At 28.5% G+C, this 569-nt stretch carries 1 protein-coding gene; it reads left to right on the forward strand.

Going from position 1 to position 569, the window contains the following annotated elements; translation table 11 throughout:
• Positions 1-569 (forward strand): hypothetical protein (locus E7X57_RS12595; RefSeq protein WP_167880997.1); only part of this gene is annotated, 569 nt, incomplete at both ends.

Below are 569 nucleotides of genomic sequence, written 5' to 3' on the forward strand. Positions count from 1 at the left end.
CAATTATCTTAGAAGCCAATGAACAATGGAAACCTTGGCTTATAGCACAATCTTTTGCAATTAACTCTATAATAAAGCACTCTACAGGTATAATCTATTTCTCATTTGCTAGACCTTATGTTAACATAAAAAAAGATATTGAACGAAAATTTCAGAAAGAAATTTACAAACTAAATGAAATAGATCTTAATGAAAAAGAGCTAACTTTTGATCAAAAAGAAAAGATACAGTATCAAATTGATACAAAACTCAATAATATAATAATTATTGATTGTTTTGCACCACTCACCTTAAAAGAGAAGAAATATACCTCTGAATTGCTTAAACGCATTAAAAAGAATAAAATAAATGATAATGTATTAACGGCTGATCCCAGAAATCCCCATCTTTTGAACCAAAAATATCATATATCAATTACACGACTTATAAATCTAAAAAAATTCACTCATATTTGTGTTGTTTATGATTCTTTGTCGGATTTCCTATGCTTTACAGACAGAGAGATCGCCATACATTACCTCAGACACAACATGTGTTGGGAAGAAAATCATAATGTATCATCACTATAT

The sequence above is a fragment of the Methanococcoides sp. AM1 genome (assembly GCF_900774055.1).
Taxonomy (GTDB): domain Archaea; phylum Halobacteriota; class Methanosarcinia; order Methanosarcinales; family Methanosarcinaceae; genus Methanococcoides.